The 18,716-nt window shown below is 43.0% G+C and carries 17 protein-coding genes; all 17 read right to left on the bottom strand.

Features of this window, described 5'->3' with window-relative positions; translation table 11 throughout:
• Positions 1-24 precede the first annotated feature (24 nt).
• The 17 genes from rpsO to frr all read right to left on the bottom strand — a co-directional run bounded on the left by rpsO (position 25) and on the right by frr (position 18,716).
• The gene (gene rpsO / locus P3L57_RS08940; protein ID WP_003154182.1) at positions 25-294 is read right to left on the bottom strand and encodes a 30S ribosomal protein S15; all 270 of its coding nucleotides are present in this window, start codon (positions 292-294) and stop codon (positions 25-27) included.
• 156 nt (positions 295-450) lie between these two features.
• Positions 451-1,401, bottom strand: a complete 951-nt coding sequence (ribF, locus tag P3L57_RS08935; RefSeq protein WP_069486538.1) for a bifunctional riboflavin kinase/FAD synthetase — start codon at positions 1,399-1,401, stop codon at positions 451-453.
• An 18-nt stretch (positions 1,402-1,419) separates the two neighbouring features.
• Positions 1,420-2,349, bottom strand: coding sequence for a tRNA pseudouridine(55) synthase TruB (gene truB / locus P3L57_RS08930; protein ID WP_059352916.1), 930 nt, complete (start codon positions 2,347-2,349; stop codon positions 1,420-1,422).
• An 84-nt stretch (positions 2,350-2,433) separates the two neighbouring features.
• Positions 2,434-2,787, bottom strand: coding sequence for a 30S ribosome-binding factor RbfA (gene rbfA / locus P3L57_RS08925; protein WP_010334286.1), 354 nt, complete (start codon positions 2,785-2,787; stop codon positions 2,434-2,436).
• A gap of 16 nt (positions 2,788-2,803) precedes the next feature.
• On the bottom strand, positions 2,804-3,082 hold the full coding sequence (locus P3L57_RS08920) for a DUF503 domain-containing protein (RefSeq protein ID WP_003220950.1): 279 nt from the start codon (positions 3,080-3,082) through the stop codon (positions 2,804-2,806).
• Complete coding sequence (infB, locus tag P3L57_RS08915) at positions 3,079-5,229, bottom strand: translation initiation factor IF-2 (protein ID WP_044155863.1); 2,151 nt, start codon at positions 5,227-5,229, stop codon at positions 3,079-3,081. The genes P3L57_RS08920 and infB overlap by 4 nt, the downstream gene beginning before the upstream one ends.
• A 19-nt stretch (positions 5,230-5,248) precedes the next feature.
• Complete coding sequence (locus P3L57_RS08910; protein ID WP_024121429.1) at positions 5,249-5,551, bottom strand: YlxQ family RNA-binding protein; 303 nt, start codon at positions 5,549-5,551, stop codon at positions 5,249-5,251.
• Position 5,552: 1 nt separating this feature from the next.
• Positions 5,553-5,828: a glucose-induced regulator RulR gene (gene rulR / locus P3L57_RS08905; RefSeq protein ID WP_010334283.1), complete on the bottom strand. Its 276-nt coding sequence runs from the start codon at positions 5,826-5,828 to the stop codon at positions 5,553-5,555.
• 13 nt (positions 5,829-5,841) lie between these two features.
• The gene (nusA, locus tag P3L57_RS08900; RefSeq protein ID WP_069486537.1) at positions 5,842-6,960 is read right to left on the bottom strand and encodes a transcription termination factor NusA; all 1,119 of its coding nucleotides are present in this window, start codon (positions 6,958-6,960) and stop codon (positions 5,842-5,844) included.
• A gap of 33 nt (positions 6,961-6,993) precedes the next feature.
• Positions 6,994-7,464, bottom strand: a complete 471-nt coding sequence (rimP, locus tag P3L57_RS08895; protein ID WP_069486536.1) for a ribosome maturation factor RimP — start codon at positions 7,462-7,464, stop codon at positions 6,994-6,996.
• 333 nt (positions 7,465-7,797) lie between these two features.
• Positions 7,798-12,111 carry a PolC-type DNA polymerase III gene (locus P3L57_RS08890; RefSeq protein WP_069486535.1) on the bottom strand — a complete coding sequence of 1,438 codons (4,314 nt, stop codon included), beginning with the start codon at positions 12,109-12,111 and terminating at the stop codon, positions 7,798-7,800.
• A 107-nt stretch (positions 12,112-12,218) separates the two neighbouring features.
• Positions 12,219-13,913 (bottom strand): proline--tRNA ligase, encoded by a 1,695-nt coding sequence (gene proS / locus P3L57_RS08885; RefSeq protein WP_069486534.1) that lies wholly within the window; start codon positions 13,911-13,913, stop codon positions 12,219-12,221.
• Positions 13,914-13,945: 32 nt separating this feature from the next.
• Positions 13,946-15,214 (bottom strand): RIP metalloprotease RseP, encoded by a 1,269-nt coding sequence (rseP, locus tag P3L57_RS08880; protein ID WP_081638303.1) that lies wholly within the window; start codon positions 15,212-15,214, stop codon positions 13,946-13,948.
• 6 nt (positions 15,215-15,220) lie between these two features.
• Entirely contained in the window at positions 15,221-16,372 is a 1,152-nt protein-coding gene (gene dxr / locus P3L57_RS08875; protein ID WP_069486533.1) for a 1-deoxy-D-xylulose-5-phosphate reductoisomerase, read from the bottom strand.
• A gap of 60 nt (positions 16,373-16,432) precedes the next feature.
• Positions 16,433-17,242: a phosphatidate cytidylyltransferase gene (cdsA, locus tag P3L57_RS08870; protein ID WP_277617519.1), complete on the bottom strand. Its 810-nt coding sequence runs from the start codon at positions 17,240-17,242 to the stop codon at positions 16,433-16,435.
• Positions 17,243-17,245: 3 nt separating this feature from the next.
• Positions 17,246-18,028 carry an undecaprenyl pyrophosphate synthase gene (locus P3L57_RS08865; RefSeq protein ID WP_024121421.1) on the bottom strand — a complete coding sequence of 261 codons (783 nt, stop codon included), beginning with the start codon at positions 18,026-18,028 and terminating at the stop codon, positions 17,246-17,248.
• 130 nt (positions 18,029-18,158) lie between these two features.
• On the bottom strand, positions 18,159-18,716 hold the full coding sequence (frr, locus tag P3L57_RS08860; RefSeq protein WP_024121420.1) for a ribosome recycling factor: 558 nt from the start codon (positions 18,714-18,716) through the stop codon (positions 18,159-18,161).

Raw genomic sequence — 18,716 nt, 5'->3', positions numbered from 1 at the left:
CGGGAATCCTCCCGCTTTTTACGATTATCGACGTAAGCCTAGTTTGTTAATTAACTCACGGTAACGAGTTACGTCTTTATTACGCAGATACGTAAGAAGATTACGACGCTTACCTACCATTTTAAGAAGACCGCGACGTGAATGGTGGTCTTTCTTGTGAGTACGTAAATGCTCGTTCAAGTTGTTAATTGAATCAGTTAGGATAGCGATCTGAACTTCTGGAGATCCAGTATCAGATTCGTGTGTTTTAAACTCGCTGATGAGTTGGTTTTTACGCTCTTGAGTAATTGCCATCCTGTTTCACCTCCAAATAATATTTAGCCCCAGTTACCTAGCAACCGTCGGTGACTTCGGATTGCCAAGCAAAGGTTTTAAGACTACGAAAACTATCATACTAAAAATCGAGCCTATATGCAAATATTTTAGAATAAAATTTGTGTGCGCTGCATGTTATTTCCGCAAATTGCTGAAATAACGGATCGCTTGCTGCTTATCTTTCTCAATTTGCTCTGTTAATTCTTGAATGCCGTTGAACTTGCGCTCGCTCCGAATTCGTTTATACCATTCAATTTTTATAGCGGCTCCGTATACTTCTTGATCAAAATCAAATAAATTGACCTCAATTGAAGGCTGTTCCGGACGTTTTTCATAAAACGTCGGCTTATAGCCGATATTGCAAACGCCGTTGTAAATCTCGCCGTTTATTTCCGCCTTGACGGCATATACACCGGTTGGCGGGACAATATAGCTGTTATTTAAGCCGATATTGGCCGTCGGAAACCCGATTGTCCGCCCTCTTTTATCTCCGTGAATGACAATTCCTTTAATAAAGTAGGGCTGTCCAAGCAAGACATTGGCCAGTTCAACGTCTCCGTTTTGAAGTGCAGTCCGAATATAGCTGGAGCTGATTTTTTTATCCTGCTCCGTCAATTTTTCCACCATTGTGCAATCAGCTTTTCCATCTAAATCAATCGGCATCGTTTCCATTGTTCCTTTGCCGTATTTTCCGTACGTAAAATCAAAGCCTGCCACTGCATGCTGTACATTAAGGCCTAAAATATACTGATCAACAAACTGCTCAGGAGTCAGAGAAGCAAACACTTCATTGAATTTAACGACATACAGAATCTCCGTGCCTAATTGTTCAATTTGGCTGATTTTATCTTCAAGAGGGGTAATCAGATCCTTTGGTTCCCGATCCCTGCCCAGCACATGGGAAGGATGGGGATGAAAGGTCATCACGGCTAATGTCAGACCCTTTTCTTCAGCTATCTGTTTAGCTGTGCCGATTACCTTTTGATGCCCTAAATGAACGCCGTCAAAATAACCTAACGCCATCACAGACTTTGGCTGCTCCTCTTTTATTAAATGATGCGGATGTGTCATATGTATCGTCTTCACAGAACGGTCACCTTTTTTCTATTGTTCGCTTTTTTGCATCAATACTTTTGCCGGCTTTAACAGCCCGTGTTTTGTAGGATGAGGGAAATAAATCGCCAGACAGCTTCCGGATTCCGTATAGACTGCGAGACGGTCGTCACTAGTCAGATCCGAGAATTGTTCTGGTGTTTCAAGCAAAGCCCCATTTTCTACTTTCTTAGCTAATGTATCACTTATGATCCATTTCGGCAAATGATTGAGCGCACGTTCAATAGAGACTGTATGGTCTGCTACAGTTCCGGACTCGGCTTGAGCTTCCAGCTCTTCAAACGTATAGCATTCATCAAGAGAAAAGTCACCGGATGCTGTACGGATCAAATGAGACATATGAGCCGGATATCCAAGCTTTTCGCCAATCATAACCGCCAATGTGCGCACATAAGTTCCTTTTGAACATGTTACTGTAAACCGGAAACTCGCTGTCTCTCCATTATGTTTAACCCCTGTAGTGAGCACAATATCTTCAATGGTAATAAGACGTTTTGGCCGCTCTACTTCAAGTCCCGCTCTTGCATATTCATATAATTTTTTGCCGTTTACCTTTACTGCGGAATACATCGGGGGTATCTGTTCTTGTTGCCCCTTTAAACTGTTTAAAACCTTTTCTACTTCTGCTTCATCAACAGCTTGATCTACTGGCTTTGTTTCAACGGTTTCTCCGGTTTGATCCTCTGTCGTCGTTGAAACACCAAGCGTAATTTCAGCATCATATGTTTTAGACTTCTCAGTTAAATATTCGACAATTTTGGTAGCCCGGCCCACACAAATCGGAAGCACACCTGATACCTCAGGATCAAGCGTTCCCGTATGTCCGACTTTTTTTGTTTTAAGCAGCTTCCGGATCTTCATGACACAATCATGCGATGTCATGCCGACCGGTTTATGTAAAAGGAGAACTCCGTTAACCATATGCCTTTCACTCCTTCTGTTGTGAGGATTTTCTTCAAAACGCAGAAAAGAGGACAGACGACGAACGCCTATCCTCTTCATTTGTTATTCAGACGGGTTCTCTGAATTCAATTGGTGAATCAATGTTTCGATTCGATTTCCGTAATCAATTGATTCATCGAACTCAAATTCAATTTCAGGCGTTTTACGAAGTCTGATGCGGCTGCCGATTTCAGAGCGAATAAACCCTTTCGCCTTAGCAAGCCCTTTCAGTGCTTCCTCCCTTTTTTTCTCGTCTCCGAGAACGGAAATATACACCTTTGCAATTTGTAAATCACCGGATACACGTACATCCGTTACTGTCAGAAAACCAATTCTCGGATCCTTCAGCTTTCGGCTGATAATATCACCGAGTTCTTTTTTCATTTGCTCGCCGACACGGTTTGCTCTCATACTCAATTCAATCACCTCTAAGTTAAAACCACTCTGTTCTAGTGATCGTCCGTTCAATTTCAGGAAAAGAATCGATAAACGCAAGAACACGCTGCAATTCTTTTTCTGTCTGAACGCGAGAGGAAGAAACAGCGGCGATTCCAAAGCTGGTTCTTTGCCATGTGTCCTGATAGCCAATCTCCGAAATCGAAACATTGAACTTATTTTGAACCCTGGTTAAGATCCGCTTCAGAACGGCGCGCTTTTCTTTTAACGATCCTGCATCATAAATGATGCATTCACATTCCGCAAATCCGATCACTTTCTTTCAATTTCTTGCATGACATACGCTTCAAGGATGTCACCTTCACGAATGTCATTGTATTTCTTAATCGTTATACCACATTCGTAGCCTTGTGAAACTTCTTTCACATCGTCTTTAAAGCGTTTCAGAACGTCCACTTCGCCTTCGAAGATTACGACGCCGTCACGAATTAAACGGAGGCCGCTGTCGCGCGTAATCGTTCCTTCAGTAACATATCCGCCGGCAATCGTACCGATTTTAGACACTTTAAATGTCTGGCGCACTTCTACTTGACCAATTACTTTTTCTTCATATTCAGGATCAAGCATACCTTTCATAGCTGCTTCAATCTCGTCGATTACTTTGTAAATAATACGGTGAAGACGAATATCTACGTTTTCAGCTTCAGCCGTACTCTTAGCATTACCGTCCGGTCTCACATTAAACCCGATAACAATTGCATTGGAAGCAGATGCTAAAATAATGTCAGATTCTGTGATTGCACCAACGCCTGTGTGGATGATTTTCACTTTAACGCCTTCAACTTCAATTTTTTGAAGTGCGGCTGTTAAAGCTTCGGCAGATCCCTGAACGTCAGCTTTTACGATTAGGTTGATGTCTTTTACATCACCTTGTTTAATCTGCTCGAACAAGTCGTCAAGACTCAGCTTTGCTTTATCGCTGCGCTGCTCTTCAAGCTGTTTGGAAGCACGTGCTTCTCCAACAGAACGAGCTGTTTTTTCATCTTTAAAGACAAGGAATTGATCTCCCGCTTGAGGCACGTCATTTAGACCGGTAATTTCAACCGGAGTAGACGGTCCCGCTGTTTTCACACGGCGACCAATATCATTGACCATTGCACGGACACGGCCAAATGTATTGCCGACTACAATCGGATCACCGACATGCAGTGTTCCAGTCTGTACGAGCAATGTCGCAACTGACCCTCTGCCTTTATCAAGTTCCGCTTCAATAACAGTTCCTTTTGCCTGGCGGTTCGGGTTCGCTTTCAGTTCCTCTACCTCACTGACAAGCAAAATCATTTCAACGAGTTCATCGATGCCTTTTCCAGTTAAAGCGGAAAGCGGAACAAAAATCGTTTCTCCGCCCCAAGCTTCAGGCACAAGTCCGTACTCTGTCAGTTCTTGCATCACACGGTCAGGGTTTGCAGCTTCTTTATCAACTTTATTCACAGCAACGATGATCGGCACTTCTGCCGCTTTCGCGTGGTTGATCGCCTCTACTGTTTGCGGCATTACACCGTCATCCGCAGCTACAACCAGGATCGTAATATCGGTTACTTCCGCACCGCGTGCACGCATTGTTGTAAATGCGGCGTGACCCGGGGTATCCAAGAAAGTGATTTTCTTGCCGTTTTCTTCGATTTGGTAGGCTCCGATATGCTGAGTGATTCCGCCAGCTTCTCCTTCAACAACCTTTGTTTTACGGATGCTGTCAAGAAGCGTTGTTTTCCCATGGTCAACGTGACCCATGATTGTAACGACAGGAGGACGAATTTCAAGATCCTCTTCTTTGTCAGGCTCTTCGTATTTCTCTAATTCAGTTTCTTCAAGGACAATAACTTCTTCAGTTTCAACACCGTATTCTGATGCAATCAGTTCGATTGTGTCTTTATCGAGCTCTTGGTTAATGGTCGCCATAACACCAAGAAGCATCAGTTTTTTGATGAGTTCAGAAGGCTCTTTGCCAAGCTCTTCAGCCAGTGCGCCGACTGTTAAAGTGCCTGAGAACGTAATTTTTTCAGGAAGCTCCTTTTTCGGCTTCACAGGCTTTTGCTGATGTTGGTTTCTGTTATTGTTATTGTTGCGTTTATTTTTTTTGTTGTTGTTATTCTTCTTGTTTTTGTTAAATTGATTATTCTGCACGTCATTCTTCTTTCCGTCTCGAATTTTATTTGGTTGATTTCCAGCAGACTGCTGATTTACCCCTTGCGGCTGTTTGTTTTTGTTCGTTTCCGCAGGCTTTTGAGATTTAACGGCTGCGCCGCCTTTTTTAAATTTGGCATCAAGCTGTTTAATGGCCTTTTCTTCAAGCATGGCCATATGATTATTCACTTCTAAATCCATGTTCTTCAGTGCGGTCAAAATTTCCTTACTTGAAACATTTAACGCTTTTGCATATTCGTATACTCTCATTTTAGCCATTCGTTCACCCCCAAAAATATTAATCGAGCAAGCTGATCAGCTTATTCGCAAAACCTTGGTCAGTGACGGCGACAACGACACGGGATTCTTTACCGATAGAGCGTCCAAGAATCGCGCGATCCGCGACTTTTTTATAAGGAACTTTATAATAATTGCACTTGTCGGTTACTTTCTTTGCTGTGTTAGATGATGCATCCTCTGTAAGCAGGACAAGCTTCGCACGCGCATTCCTGATTTCTTTAATAACCAAGTCCTCGCCTGACACGACCTTACGAGCTCGATTGGCCAGACCCAGCAAGGGAAACCATTCCATTCCAGACATTTTATTTTTTCACCTTTTCCGCCAGTTCCAGCAATTCTTCGAAAATCTGGTCATCGATTTGTGATTGAAATTGATTTTGCAAAGTGTTTTTCTTTTTTGCTGCTAAGATGCACTCTTTATCCAGCGTTAAATAAGCACCCCGCCCGTTCTTTTTCCCGGTCGGATCTACTGAGATTTCGCCTTCTTTTGAACGTACAACTCGGATTAGTTCCTTTTTAGGCTTCATTTCTCCAGTCACTACACACTTGCGTAACGGGATCTTTTTGTGTTTATTCACCTAAGGTCACCTCTTATTCATCCGATTCAGCAGTTTCAGGCTTCGTAAAGAGCGGCTCTTCGTCGTCTTCTTCAAGTTCTCTCGGATAAATTCCAAGCTCTCTTGCGTCTGTTTCGCTCTTAATATCAATCTTCCAGCCTGTCAATTTAGCAGCTAAGCGTGCGTTTTGTCCTCTTTTGCCAATCGCCAGAGACAGCTGGTAATCAGGAACAATAACAGTTGTCGCTTTTTCTTCTTCATTCACGATGACATCCAGCACTTTCGAAGGGCTGAGCGCATTCGCGACAAATTCTACAGGATCATTCGACCAGTTGACAATGTCAATTTTTTCACCTTTTAATTCATTGACAATCGCCTGAACACGCTGGCCTTTAGGACCGACGCAAGAGCCCACCGGATCCACATCAGGATCATCAGTGCGAACAGAAATTTTCGAACGGTCGCCTGCTTCTCTGGCAACAGATTTCAGCTCTACAGTTCCATCATAAATTTCTGGCACTTCGATTTCAAATAAACGCTTCAAGAGGCCTGGGTGTGTTCTTGACACATAAATCTGCGGGCCTTTCGTCGTTTTTTCTACTTTTGTGATATAAACCTTAATGCGGTCATGAGGCTTATAGCTTTCATTCGGCATTTGCTCATTAACCGGCAGCAAAGCTTCAATTTTACCTAGAGACACATAGATAAATTTATTGTCCAGGCGCTGGACGATACCAGTCATGATGTCTTCTTCACGGTCAATAAACTCAGAATAGATCACACCGCGTTCAGCTTCGCGCACACGCTGTGTCACGACCTGCTTCGCTGTTTGGGCCGCAATGCGTCCGAAATCTTTAGGCGTTACTTCAATCTCTACAACATCGCCTACCATATATTCCGGGTGGATGCTTTGCGCCTCTTCGATTGAGATCTCCAGTCTTTGATCGTATACCTCATCAACGACATCTTTTCTTGCGAATACACGGATTGTACCTGTTTCACGGTTCAAATCCACCCGTACATTCTGCGCCTGATTAAAATTTCGCTTATAAGCAGAAATTAAAGCAGCTTCGATTGCTTCAATGATAATTTCTTTGCTGATGCCTTTTTCTTTTTCAAGAATGGTGAGAGCATCTAATAATTCACTGCTCATGTTAACGGTCTCCCCCCTTAAAACTTGTATTCATTAGAATGTTACAGCTAATCTTGCGTTAGCTATTTTTTCATACGGAATATCGATCCGTTTCTTTCTTGTTTTGATTGTCATCTCAACTGTCACTGTTTGTCCATCGAATTCAGCCAGCTGTCCTTCAATCACTTTTACGCCGTCAATCGGCTCATAGGTCTTAATGTATACATTTTTCCCAAGTGATTTTTCGAAATCGGCTTTTTTCTTTAATGGACGCTCAGCTCCCGGGGATGAAACCTCAAGAAAGTAATTTTGGCTGATTGGGTCTGCCTCATCAAGCTTCTCGCTTAGAGCTTCGCTTACTTTGGCACATTCCTCAATATCCACACCGTCATCGGAATCAATAAACACGCGAAGGAACCAGCTTTGACCCTCTTTGACAAATTCAATGTCAACGAGTTCAAGCTGAAGGCTGTCTACGATTGGCTGAGCCATTTCTTGAACGGTGTCAGTCACTTTTTTGCTCATGTTCTTCCTCCTTGTGCTGTCGATATCATATTCGTCTCGTCACTCTGCATAAAAACCCTGCTTCAAAAGAGCAGGGGCTTTAAAGTAAACGATGAACATGTCGAGACAAAATTGTCTTGTTCAATACAAAAGAGCGGGTTTCCCCACTCTTTGCCTCGGTAATCGTTAGCATTTCCAATAAAACTATACCATAACCATATTTTTATTGCAAATGGATATACGTTTACCTTTACGCTGTTAAGCAGATCACAGGGGCTCTACTCATACGATTGCACTTTTGCCGCTCATGTATGCATAAAAGCCGAATTTCTTAAGAAATTCGGCTTTTATATGCTAAAACAGCGATAATTGGTTTTGATCCGGCAATGACTCCAAACAGCCGTGACGATCTAAATACTCTAAAATCGTTTTTGATACTTTCCCTCTCTTTTGCAAATCTTCTTTTGAGAGAAATTCTCCTTCTTCACGGGCCTTTACAATATTTAGAGCGGCGTTCGTACCTAATCCAGGAATAGAATTAAACGGCGGGATCAGGCTGTTGCCGTCAATAATAAATTCCGTTGCGCTGGAGCGGTATAAATCGACTTTTTGGAATGAATAGCCTCTTTCACACATTTCCAGCGCTAATTCTAATACTGTGAGAAGGTTTTTTTCCTTCGGCGACGCATCAAGCCCTTTGGAGTTGATATCCTCCATTACGGCTTTGATTGCTGTGGAGCCTTTGATCATTGTATCAATATCAAAGTCGTCTGCACGAACCGTAAAATAAGCCGCATAATACAGAAGCGCGTGATGCACTTTAAAGTAAGCAATACGGACTGCCATTAATACATAAGCCGCGGCGTGGGCTTTCGGGAACATGTATTTAATCTTTTTGCAGGAATCGATATACCAGTCTGGGACATTGTTATTTTTCATTTCTTCTTCCCATTCAGGCGTTAAACCTTTTCCTTTACGGACAAATTCCATAATTTTAAACGCCAGTGACGGCTCGAGCCCTTGATAGATTAAATAAACCATAATGTCATCACGGCAGCCGATCACCTCACTCAGCTCACAAATATTATTGTGAATGAGCTCTTGCGCATTGCCGAGCCATACATCTGTTCCGTGAGACAGCCCTGAAATCTGAACGAGCTCAGAAAACGTTGTCGGCTTTGTGTCTTCAAGCATTTGCCGGACAAAGCGGGTTCCGAATTCAGGAATACCCAGAGTGCCCGTTTTACATCCAATCTGTTCCTGTGTGACACCGAGTGATTCGGTTCCTTGGAAGATTTTCATTACTTCAGGGTCATCTGTCGGAATCGTTTTCGGATCAATTCCGCTTAAATCTTGAAGCATACGGATTACCGTCGGGTCATCGTGCCCCAGAATATCAAGCTTCAGCAGGTTGTCATGAATGGAATGGAAGTCAAAATGAGTCGTTTTCCATTCAGAACCTGTCGCATCTGCCGGAAACTGAATCGGAGAGAAATCATAAATATCCATATAATCCGGAACTACGATAATACCGCCAGGGTGCTGTCCGGTCGTCCGTTTTACACCTGTACAGCCCTGCACAAGCCGGTCGATTTCGGCGCCGCGCATATGGAGATTATTGTCGCCGGCATAGCCTTTTACGTAACCGTAGGCTGTTTTTTCTGCAACCGTGCCGATCGTTCCCGCACGATAGACGTTGTCTTCTCCGAACAATACTTTTGTATAATTGTGGGCATGCGGCTGATATTCCCCTGAGAAGTTCAAATCGATATCAGGTACTTTATCCCCTTTAAATCCCAGGAACGTTTCAAACGGAATATCGTGCCCGTCTTTTTTCAAAGGCGTTCCGCAATGAGGACACATTTTGTCAGGCAGGTCAAAACCTGAACCGACAGATCCGTCATTAAAGAACTCAGAATGCTGGCATTCAGCACATATATAGTGTGGCGGCAGCGGGTTCACCTCTGTGATCTCAGTAAGTGTCGCAACTAATGAAGAACCTACCGATCCCCGTGACCCTACCAGATAACCGTCATCGAGAGATCTCTTTACGAGTTTATGAGAGATCAAATAAATAACAGCAAAGCCGTGGCCGATGATACTTTTCAGTTCTTTTTCAATACGCGCTTCAACGATTTCAGGGAGCTGCTCTCCGTAAATGCTACGTGCACGCTGATAGCTCATTTCCCTGATTTCTTCATCAGCGCCTTCGATTTTCGGCGTATATAAATCATCTTTAATCGGCTTGATGTCTTCAATTAAAGATGCAACTTTTTGTGTGTTAGTGACAACGATTTCCTTCGCTTTTTCTTCCCCTAAGAAGGAAAAGGCTTCAAGCATTTCATCTGTCGTTCTGAAATGCACTTTCGGGAGTTCGTGTCTGTTCAGCGGATTCGCGCCGCCCTGAGAGGATACTAAAATCTTTCTGTAAATTTTGTCCTCATCATTCAAATAATGAACATTTCCTGTTGCGACAACAGGTTTATTAAGCTTTTCACCGAGTTTGGTGATATTCGTAATGATTTCTTTCAGCGATTTTTCATCGCGAACCAGTTCTAGCTCAAGCAAGTGGCGGTACACCTCAGGCGGTTGAACCTCGAGGTAATCGTAGAATGATGCAACATCCTCCACCTCTTCCGGCGACTTTTGCATCATGCCTTCAAAAACCTCTCCTCTGTCGCAGGCTGAACCGATCAGAAGGCCTTCCCTGTATTTCTCAAGCTGAGACCTTGGAATACGCGGCACTCTGTAAAAATAATGAATATGGGAAAGTGAAACGAGCTTAAATAAATTTTTTAAGCCTGTGCTGTTCACCGCCAGCACTGTTGCATGATACGGTCTTGACCTTTGATAAGCGTTGGACTGACCCATATTTTCATTCAGCTGGTCATGATACTGAATGCCCTTTTCAGCAGCATCCTCCAGCATTTTCAGAAGCAAATAAGCGGTTGCCTCGGTATCATAGATCGCACGGTGATGCTGTGTAAGTTCAATGTTAAACTTTTTACACAGCGTGTTCAGACGGTGATTCTTAAATTCCGGATAAAGAAAACGGCCAAGCTCCAGCGTATCAATGACAGGATTTTTTGCTTTTTCAACTTGGAGAAGCTTTTTGAAAGCCACGTTTAAAAATCCCATATCGAAGCTTGCATTATGGGCGACGAGAATATCATCGCCAATCCATTCTCTGAAATCTCTTATCACGTCTATTACATCCGGCGCGTCGACCAGCATATCATCAGTGATGCCTGTCAGTTCAATGATTGTGGCCGAAAGCGGACGATGCGGGTTGGCAAATGACTCAAACTTATCAATGATCTCTCCGCCTTTCACTTTTACAGCCGCCAGTTCAATAATCGTATCATACACAGCGGAAAGTCCGGTTGTTTCGACGTCAAAAACGACATATGTTTCTTCATCAAGCAAACGGTGTGCGGGATTATAAGCAATCGGCACCCCGTCATCCACGATATTGGCTTCCATTCCGTAAATCATTTTAATTCCATGTTTTTGGGCAGCAGAATAAGCATCTGGGAAGGATTGAACGACAGCATGGTCAGTCAAAGCGATCGCCTCATGCCCCCATTTTTTCGCCTGTTCAACAAGCTTTCCGATGCCTGTTACAGCATCCATTTGGCTCATTGGGGAATGCAGATGCAATTCTACCCTTTTTTCTCCTTCAGGCGCCGTGTCTTCACGGTTTTTTACTTTTATCTCATTTACATCGTTTGCAATCATGACCAGATCTCGGACAAAGGTGTCGTTTTGAATGCTTCCGCGTGCTTTTACCCACATGCCTTTTTTCAGAGACTTCATCAGGGCCGCATCTTCTTTTTCTCTTGCAAACATTTTAATTAAGATACTATTTGTGTAGTCAGTAATTTTGAAGATGCACAGCGTGCGCCCGCTTTTCAGTTCTCTGGTTTCCACATCAAACACATAACCCTGAACCGTAATTCTCCGTTCCTCGTCCATTATGCTGTCAAGTGTTCTGATTTCCTCGTTATCTTTAATTTGATAGCCGATAACAAGAGGCCCTGAAGGAGCTTGATCTTCATCACTTTCTTTATCGTTCTTCTCCATTTCAATTAAAGCCTGCATCGCCCGTTCTTGATCTTCAGCTAGCTTTTGTTCCCGAAACTTTTGCACTTCTTGATCAGATACAAATATTTCAGCATCAAGCTGAAAATCCGGAAACCCAAATTGACGGTATCCCGCTTGAATCATCGCACTGTATTTGTTCTTAAGAGCAGATGCTTCTGTATCCGTTTTTGTTTTGACAATCAGTTTGTTGCCCTTCAGCTTTGGTTTTTGCTGGCTTAAGAGACTGATAATCGGCGGTGAAATGCCTTGCAGCTCTTCAATGCAGCGTGTCCAGTAATCCTGCACGAGGCCTTCATCAACCTCGGCATCTTGCACTTCGATTGAAGACGTCACTTTTGCAATATGGGCAAACGATTGCGTCAGCCTCATGGTTAACATGTCATATATTTGATAAGGCAGCAAAGATTTAAATTTAAAATGAAAATGCCAAGATTTAGATGCTTTGTGTATCGTCAGCTTTTTAATCTCGCCATCTTCAAAGTATGTCATGAAGGTATCATCTGTCATATTAATCTGCTGCAGAAGAATTTGAAACTGCCTTCTGTTTACTGATAACTGTTCCATTAAGACAGTATCCCCCCTAAAAACTTCATAAGTGAAGGTACCTCAGGCAATGAGGTACCTTCTATTATTTCTATTTTAACATGTTTTTTGATAAATCGTTATGGTGTTTACTGCTTGCTGATAAAGGCACATAACTCATCAACAGAAACTTCTGTTGACTCACCTGTTTTGCGGATTTTAACTTCCACAATTCCTTCATCAGCCCGTTTGCCGACAGTAATACGGATTGGAAGACCGATTAGATCCGAGTCAGCAAATTTTACGCCGGCACGTTCCGCACGATCGTCATACAGCACTTCATAGCCTTTCGCCTTTAAATCAGCGTACAGCTTTTCAGCCAATTCTTTTTGCGCATCGTTTTTGATATTCAGTGCAAGAATATGAAGATCATACGGCGCGACGCTTTTTGGCCATATTAAGCCTTTTTCGTCGTGATGCTGTTCAGCAATAGCAGAAAGGGTTCTGGAAACACCGATTCCGTAACAGCCCATCAGCATTGGCTGTGCTCGTCCGTTTTCATCTAAATATGTCGCATTCATCGCTTCAGAATAACGAGTTCCAAGCTTAAAGACTTGTCCGACTTCGATTCCTTCTGCAAAACGGATCGTGCCTTTGCCGTCTGGTGACGGGTCGCCTTCCTTAATAAAGCGAAGATCGGCAAATTCTTTAATTTGCGCATCACGGCTTACGTTGACATTTTTATAATGATAATCTCCTTCATTCGCACCGGCAACAGCATTAACCATTGCTTTAACAGCGAAATCTGCATAGACGTCAATCTCTTGATTCACACCGATAGGTCCGACAAAGCCAGGCTCTGTTCCAAGCTGCTGAACGACCTCTTCATGGGAAGCAAGTTCCATAACCTCTGCATGCAGGAGATTCTTCACTTTAATATCATTCACTTCGTGATCCCCTCGTACAAGCACCAGAACAAAACGGTCATCCGCTTTAAACAATACCGATTTCATGCAGGCTTCAGCTGGAACCTGTAAAAATGCAGTCAGCTCATCGATCGTTTTCACATTAGGAGTGTGCACTTTTTCTAAAGCGATAGGCTCTTCATTTGAAGGGACTTCCTGATAAAGAACTTCAGCCATTTCGATATTGGCTGCATATTGTGATTCATCAGAGTACGCAATGGTATCCTCTCCGATTTCAGAAAGTGCCATAAACTCATGTGTATCTTTTCCACCCATGGCACCTGAATCAGCGATAACAGGTCTTACATTAATGCCGCAGCGGGCGAAAACATTAGAATACGCATTGTACATTTTTTGATATGTTTCATCCAAGCTCTCTTCAGAAGCATGGAAAGAATAAGCATCCTTCATAATGAATTCGCGGCCTCTTAATAAACCGAAGCGCGGGCGTTTTTCATCCCTGAATTTAGACTGGATTTGGTACAGAGTCAGAGGGAGACGCTTATAGGATTTAACCTCATCGCGAACGAGTGAAGTGATCACTTCTTCATGCGTTGCCCCTAAAGCAAATTCACGGCCGTGACGGTCTTTAAGTCTCATCAGTTCGGGACCGTACGTATACCATCTGCCTGATTCCTGCCATGTCTCAGCCTGCTGCAGCGCGGGCATAAGCATTTCTACAGCGTCGATTTTTTCCATTTCCTCACGGACGATCTGCTGAATGTTTTGAATAACCTTATACGCAAGAGGCATATAGCTGTATACCCCGCTCGTATTCTGTCTGATAAATCCTGCTCTTAGAAGAAGCTGATGACTTTTCGCTTCGGCATCAGCTGGAACTTCACGGAGCGTAGGAATAAGCGTCAAGCTTTGTCTCATTTCTTCGCACCTCTGATTGATTTACTTTTCATTTACAAAAACAGCCGCTGGATATCGTTCCATGTAACGACCAGCATAAGAAGCATTAGGAAAGCGACTCCGATAAACACCACAAAGGCTTCTTTTTCTCTGTTGATCGGTTTGCCCCGAATGGCTTCTATAAATAGAAACAACAGTCTTCCGCCGTCAAGAGCCGGAATCGGAAGCAGGTTGACGATACCAAGGTTAATACTTAAAAATGCAGCAAACTGGAATAAATTAATGATTCCCGTTTTTGCCACTTGGTCTGTCATATCGTATATGCCGACAGGACCTGAAAGCATATCAATTTTAAATTGTCCTGTCACTAATTTACTGAGATTTGTTAATATCGCTTTTGTAACATCAACAGTTGATGTTGCACCATAAGCAACTGCTGAGAGAACGCCTTTCTCAGTCGGCGCGTAAGAACCAAAGCGGCCGATTGTTTTTTTGTTCTCATCTTTAACGGCTTCCGGAGTAACTGAAATGTGGAGCGTTTTGTTATCTCTTTTTACCTCAACGTCAATTTCTTTTTCCGGGTTTTCTTTTACCGCAGAGACAATGTCGGTCCAGGACCTCATCTTCTCTCCGTTAATGCTTTGAATGTAATCTCCTTCTTTTAGCCCTGCTTCGGCTGCCCGTCCGTTGTCTGTCAGCTGTCCAAGCATAGGCTCATTTGACGGAACACCCTGAATCAGCCCAAGCATCACTAAAATGACATAAGCCAATATGAAATTCATAATCGGACCTGCGGCAATCGCCTTAATTCGCTGCCACACAGGTTTGGAACCAAACTGGCGGTTATACGGCGCGATCTGAACTTCTTCTCCGTCTACAATGAAAAAGGAGGTTTCACTCACACTAAAGCTGGAAAGCTCATCCTCTTTCCCCTGTTCATAGCCGGTGATCTTCATGTCATGCTCTAGGTCCGCCGTTTCCACCTCGATAATTAAAGCATCCGGGTATTTTTCCTTTTGATTGATGATGACTTTTTCAACCTGATCCTCTTTGTTAAAAAGAAGCCCGATCGTGTAGCCGGGTTTCACCTCAATCATTTCCGGATCTTCGCCGGCCATGCGGACAAACCCGCCGACCGGGAGAAGTCTGATCGTATACACCGTTTCATTTTTTTTGAATGAAAAGATTTTTGGACCAAAGCCGATCGCAAATTCACGGCACAGAATTCCCGCTCTTTGGGCTAACAACAAATGGCCCAGTTCATGGAAGAAAACGAGCGTTCCGAAAATAATGATAAACGCTATAACTGTATTCACGAACATACCACCTTATGTGAGTATTGAATTGACGTATCCCCGGGTATCTTTGTCCACTTCCTGAATGTCTGCCAAGCTAGGCTTTTGAATAACCTGATGGCGGTTTAATGCCTTTTCGATACAGTCTTCAATCGCTAAAAACGATATCTTGCCCGCTAAAAAGGCGGCGACAGCCTCTTCATTTGCCGCGTTTAGCACAGTCGGCATTGTTCCCCCTATTTTACCTGATTCAAAGGCAAATTGTAAGCAGCGGAACCTGTCAAAGTCAGCTTTCTCAAAATGAAGAGTGCCGATTTCCCACAGCTCGAGCCTTTTGGCGTCTGGCAATGGCAATCGGTCGGGATAGGTGAGCGCATATTGAATCGGAACCCTCATATCAGGAGTGCCGAGCTGTGCAATCACACTTTTGTCATGAAACTCTACCATGGAATGGATGATGCTCTCCTTATGTAAGACCACATCGATTTGTTCATATGGAATATCGAAAAGCCAATGCGCCTCAATCACCTCTAATCCCTTATTCATCATTGTAGCCGAATCAATTGTAATTTTTGCACCCATTGACCAATTCGGGTGCTGTAATGCATCTTCAATTGTAACTGATTCGAGCTGCTCCCGCGTCTTGTCCCGAAAACTTCCGCCGGACGCCGTAATGATAAGGCGATCAATGTTTTTAGCCTGTTCGCCTTGCAGGGCTTGAAAAATGGCTGAATGCTCACTGTCAACGGGCAGCAGCGGAACATTGTATTTCTTAGCATGTTCTTTAACTATATGCCCGGCAGTGACAAGAGTTTCCTTATTTGCAAGCGCAATTGTTTTTTTCAATTCGATCGCCTTTAACGTAGGAATGAGACCGACACTCCCAAGCAAGGCATTGACAACAATATCGACTTCCTCCATAACTGCCGCTTCAATCAGGCCTTCTTCTCCAAGCCCGATCTGGCAATCAAATGAAAAAGAAACTTGTTTTAATTTGTGATATGTATCCAGATCACCGACAGATACAAACTTCGGCTGAAAGGCCTCTATCATCGGCACGGCCTTATCAATATTTTTGCCGAACGACATAGATACCAGCTGAAATTGGTCTTGGTGCGTACGCAATACGTCAAGAGTCTGTTCGCCGATTGATCCTGTTGCTCCTAAAAGACAAATATTTTTCAAAGTGCCACTACTCCTATTCTTTTTGCTGCATAATCAGTCTCTAATTCATATTAGACTTTTTTATGAAAAAAGGGCAAGCAGAAAGTACAAGAAAGGCATGACAAACAAAAAACTGTCAAAACGGTCTAGCACACCGCCATGCCCGGGAAGGATTTTCCCAGAATCCTTTACATCGTAATGTCTTTTCAGAGCGGATTCTACTAAATCCCCAATCTGTCCGAAAACAGACAAAAACAGTGTGATCAAAAGCAGATAGAAATATGGGATCGGCAAGTTTGCCACAAGCTGAAAAATCGTCGAAAGTACAAGTGCAATGACGATTCCGCCTACAAATCCCTCAACTGTTTTATTAGGGCTGATTTCAGGCCACAGTTTTCGTTTCCCAAGCGATTTCCCGACAAAATATGCACCGGAATCAGTCGACCAAATCACGACACAGGCATAAAAAATGTATGTCAGCCCATGCTGATCAAGATTTCTGATTTCAATAAAATAATAAAAACACATTCCGATGTAAATCGTTGCAAGGGTAATAAAGCCGACTTCATCAAAGGTAAAAGTGTTCTTCACCAATACTGTGTACGTCAGTAAAATCAGTACTGCGAACAAAGCCGTTTCAATTTTCGAGATACCATTCGCTTCAAAAAAAGAGTACTGGCTTGGCATTAAGAACATCCATAACAATAAAAGACTGATCAATCCAGGCAGTGAAACCAGCTTAAGTTTTTTCATCCGCAGAAGCTCAAAAAGCGCTACACTGCCCATTGCATAAACTAATATGGTGAACGGCAAATTCCCGACAATAACTAAAAATAAAAATACAATTGCTGCCAGAACACCTGTCAAAATTCTTTGTTTCATGTCCACCATCCTCTAAATTCCGCCAAACCTCCGGCCCCGTTGCTGATACTCTCCTAACGCCTGCAAGAAATGATTTTCTTTAAAGTCAGGCCACAGAACGTCAGTAAAGACAAATTCACTGTAGGCAACCTGCCAAAGCATAAAGTTGCTTAGTCTAATCTCGCCGCTCGTTCGAATTAAAAGTTCAGGATCCTGCAAAGATTCAGTCATTAAATGATTAGAAAAAAGCGACTCATCAATGTCTTCTATTTTCAAAGAACCATCCTTCACTTTTTCCGCGAGTGTTTTTGCAGCAGTGACAATTTCAGTACGCCCTCCATAGTTGAGAGCAAAATTAAGGATCAGCCCGTCATTTTGCGCCGTATCCTTTACAGCCTTTTCAATCGCACGCATTGTGTGCGGCGGCAAGGCTGATTCATCTCCTATAATCCGGACCTGCACATTCTCCTCAACAAGTTCCGGTAGATACGTATTTAAAAACTCTTCAGGAAGCTTCATCAAAAAATCAACTTCCATTTTCGGCCGCTTCCAGTTTTCTGTTGAAAATGCGTACAGGGTCAGTACCTTGACACCCAATTCGTTAGCAAGCTTTGTTGTCCTTTTAACCACCTTCATTCCTTCGTGGTGGCCTGCAATTCGGGGGAGAGAGCGTTTTTTAGCCCAACGGCCATTTCCATCCATTATAATGGCGATGTGTTCGGGGATTTCCCCCTTAAGTATGTCTTCTTTTGTATAGCGTTCTAAGTTGGAAGCCGCAGTTTGCTGGTTCTTCCAATTTTTGAGTATGTTGAGCATGAGATTCCTCCGTCACCCAAAAAGGTTGCATTCCCTGCTGATAACCAATGTAATCAACAGTATTAACAAAAAAACCCCCTGTAAACATGAGAGGGTCTTTTCACTATTATCTATTGTACATAGTTTTTCATTAAACTTCCATGATTTCTTTTTCTTTGTCTTTTGTGACACTGTCAATTTTTGACACATATTCATCTGTCAGTTTTTGAACATCTTCATTGGAAGCACGCAGCTCATCTTCAGTGATGTCTCCGTTTTTCTCAAGTTTTTTGAGATCATCGTTCGCATCACGGCGTACATTTCGTACAGCTACTTTTGCGTCTTCAGCATATTTTTTTACAACTTTGACTAATTCTTTACGTCTTTCTTCTGTTAGCGCAGGAATCGCAATGCGAATCATATTGCCGTCGCTCGTTGGCGTTAAGCCTAAATCCGCTTTTAAAATTGCTTTTTCGATATCACCGATTGCTGACTTGTCGTATGGTGTTATGACCAGCATACGAGCTTCAGGCACGTTAATAGAAGACAGCTGATTTAAAGGTGTCTGTGCTCCGTAATATTCAACTGTTACTTTATCTAATAAAGATGGGTTCGCACGGCCTGCGCGTACAGTAGCCAATTCACGCTGATAAGCAGCAATTGCTTTTTCCATTTTTTCTTTCGTTTGTGTTAATACTTCTTTTGACAC

The sequence above is a fragment of the Bacillus sp. B28 genome (assembly GCF_029536185.1).
GTDB lineage: Bacteria > Bacillota > Bacilli > Bacillales > Bacillaceae > Bacillus > Bacillus halotolerans.
This window is presented reverse-complemented; position numbering and strand designations above follow the sequence as displayed.

Coding starts and splice junctions, on each gene's coding strand:
- infB (WP_044155863.1), bottom strand. CDS start 5,229: ATGGCTAAAATGAGAGTATACGAATATGCAAAAGCGTTAAATGTTTCA.
- rseP (WP_081638303.1), bottom strand. CDS start 15,214: ATGTTCGTGAATACAGTTATAGCGTTTATCATTATTTTCGGAACGCTC.
- nusA (WP_069486537.1), bottom strand. CDS start 6,960: ATGAGCAGTGAATTATTAGATGCTCTCACCATTCTTGAAAAAGAAAAA.
- P3L57_RS08910 (WP_024121429.1), bottom strand. CDS start 5,551: ATGTCTGGAATGGAATGGTTTCCCTTGCTGGGTCTGGCCAATCGAGCT.
- rpsO (WP_003154182.1), bottom strand. CDS start 294: ATGGCAATTACTCAAGAGCGTAAAAACCAACTCATCAGCGAGTTTAAA.
- P3L57_RS08890 (WP_069486535.1), bottom strand. CDS start 12,111: ATGGAACAGTTATCAGTAAACAGAAGGCAGTTTCAAATTCTTCTGCAG.
- cdsA (WP_277617519.1), bottom strand. CDS start 17,242: ATGGTGGACATGAAACAAAGAATTTTGACAGGTGTTCTGGCAGCAATT.
- P3L57_RS08865 (WP_024121421.1), bottom strand. CDS start 18,028: ATGCTCAACATACTCAAAAATTGGAAGAACCAGCAAACTGCGGCTTCC.
- proS (WP_069486534.1), bottom strand. CDS start 13,913: ATGAGACAAAGCTTGACGCTTATTCCTACGCTCCGTGAAGTTCCAGCT.
- truB (WP_059352916.1), bottom strand. CDS start 2,349: ATGGTTAACGGAGTTCTCCTTTTACATAAACCGGTCGGCATGACATCG.
- rimP (WP_069486536.1), bottom strand. CDS start 7,464: ATGAGCAAAAAAGTGACTGACACCGTTCAAGAAATGGCTCAGCCAATC.